Below are 2,262 nucleotides of genomic sequence, written 5' to 3'. Positions count from 1 at the left end.
TGCCTGTGGCCCCGATAAAGATATGCGCTCCGTGCTGCCGATAGGCTGTGGCAAGAAAGTCGCCCAGCCGTGTAAAAGGCTGCGCGTCGGGCGGGCAAAAGCGCTGCGGCGTAAAAATACGGCAATGCTCCAGCCGATCGCCCCCCGGAGCTGTCCAGGGCTGGCTTGCCAGCAGGGCCTTGAGCCGCCGGGCAAGGGGCAGCGCGGAAAGACTCAGGGCATAGCAGGCGAGAGAATTTTTTTCAAAAACCGGGTGCAAGCAAACCTCCGGCGGCTTTCCGCCGCGCGTGCCTGAAAAAAAGCGGATATCGGGCAGATGGCTTTTGAAACAATCCCGCCTTATGCCAGAGGCACACGCAACACAGCGGGTTGACAACACATTGCGGCTGTTGCTTGTTCCAACTCTCCCGGCCAGTCCCGTGGCGGCATTGCCCGGCTCGAAGAGAGGTCATCAGGCACAACGCATAAGCCCGTGCGGCACAAGCCGCTCAGCCCTCGCCGTTGCGCGGCAACAGGATGCCTGAAGGGATGATCCGAAGGGGGCGCAAAGGGGCCTCGGAGGGGTACTGCCCCCCCCCCCAGACCCCAAGAGTCCTCTTCAGGGCCGCCCGCAGCGCAGGCGGCCCTGAAAAATAAAAAAACACACTGCAACTGTCCGTCGCCTTAGAACATCACCTTGCGGGCCGCATCCAGCGCGCGGCTAAAGTCTTCATCCGTGTGGGCGAAAGAAACCATGCCGGTTTCATAGCCCGAGGGCGCAAGGTAAATACCCTGTGCGCGCATCTGTTTGTAGAAGCTGGTAAACAGTTTCTGGTCGCACTTTTGCGCGTCGGCAAAATCCGTCACTTCATGTTCGCTGAAATACGGGCAGAACATGGACGCCAGCGTGGGCATCTGCAACGGCACGCCCTTGGCGGCGATAATGTCGCGCAAGCTGTGGGCAAACGCGCGGGTGCGGTTTTCAAGGCCGTCATAGTCGGCCTTTCTGAGCAGGTCCAGCGTGGCAAGGCCGGCAGCCATTGCCAGCGGGTTGCCCGAAAGGGTCCCTGCCTGATACACGCCGCCCCGGGGAGCGATCAGTTCCATATAACGGCGCTTGCCGCCAAAGGCCCCCACCGGCAGGCCGCCGCCGATGATCTTGCCGAAAGTGGTAAGGTCGGGATCAATCTTGAAACGCGCCTGCGCCCCGCCAAAAGCCGCACGAAAGCCCGTGATGACCTCGTCAAAGATAAGCAGGCTCTCATACTGGTCGCATATGGCGCGCAGACCTTCGAGAAAACCGGCCTTGGGCAGCACAAGGCCCATATTGGCTGCCACAGGTTCCACGATAATGGCGGCGATGCTGTCGCCGTGGCGGGCAAAGCACTCTTTGACGGCTTCCAGATCATTATACGGAGCAAGCAGAGTGTCCGCCACCACAGCTGCGGGTACACCCGGCGTGCCGGGAATGGAAAACGTGGCAAGGCCAGAACCCGCCGCTGCCAGAAACGAATCGGCATGCCCGTGATAGCAGCCCACGAACTTGAGCACCTTGTCGCGCCGGGTGGCGGCACGGGCCAGCCGCAGGGCGCTCATGGTGGCCTCGGTCCCCGAGTTGACCATACGCACCATCTCAAGGCTGGGCATGGCAGCCACCACGGCTTCGGCCAACAGAACCTCGTCAGGGCAGGGAGCGCCGTAGCTGGTGCCGCGATGGGCGGCATCGCACACGGCCCGGGTGACGGAAGGCTCGTCATGTCCAAGAATCATGGGTCCCCAGGAGAGCACAAAGTCAATATACTGCCGCCCGTCCACGTCCGTGAGGTGGCAGCCGTGCGCCTCGGCAATAAACAGGGGCTGACTGTCCACATTGTGGCAGGCGCGCACGGGGCTGTTGACGCCTCCGGGTATGACAGTCTGGGCCTTTTCGAAAAGCTGGCGTGAAATAGTGTCCATTCTGGCTCCTTTATAGCATTCTGCACGAGTGGCTGCCGCATGACGGCGAATACTGCCCGCCCGCGCCAAGCCCGGAATGTCGCAGCGCCTTGCGCCGGCAGGACATTCCGTTTTTCGGCAAACTGTTCAGCAACAAAATGCTAGAGCAATTTCACTTTGAAACTGCTCTGGCGGCTGCGTGAGCAGTCGCCCGCCGCAACGATGCAAGCGCAGCTTCAGCCGTTACGACAAAGGAAGTTACGGATGCTTCAGGAGTTGTAACGCAGGAAACTACGCTTGCAGACAGCATGTGTAACGAGCGGTTTGTTTCCACACAACCACTGTCGC

Annotated in this window: 1 protein-coding gene and 1 pseudogene; both read right to left on the bottom strand. The window is 60.8% G+C overall.

Features of this window, described 5'->3' with window-relative positions; all coding sequences use genetic code 11:
* Positions 1–259 (bottom strand): annotated as a pseudogene (locus V6C16_RS11570) (cobalamin biosynthesis protein CbiG); the annotation flags it as partial.
* A gap of 404 nt (positions 260–663) precedes the next feature.
* The gene (hemL, locus tag V6C16_RS11565) at positions 664–1,935 is read right to left on the bottom strand and encodes a glutamate-1-semialdehyde 2,1-aminomutase (protein WP_333543271.1); all 1,272 of its coding nucleotides are present in this window, start codon (positions 1,933–1,935) and stop codon (positions 664–666) included.
* Between the last annotated feature and the right edge of the window lie 327 nt (positions 1,936–2,262).

It is taken from the genome of Desulfovibrio sp. 1188_IL3213 (assembly GCF_036763145.1).
In the GTDB taxonomy this organism is placed as follows: Bacteria; Desulfobacterota; Desulfovibrionia; order Desulfovibrionales; family Desulfovibrionaceae; genus Desulfovibrio.
This window is presented reverse-complemented; position numbering and strand designations above follow the sequence as displayed.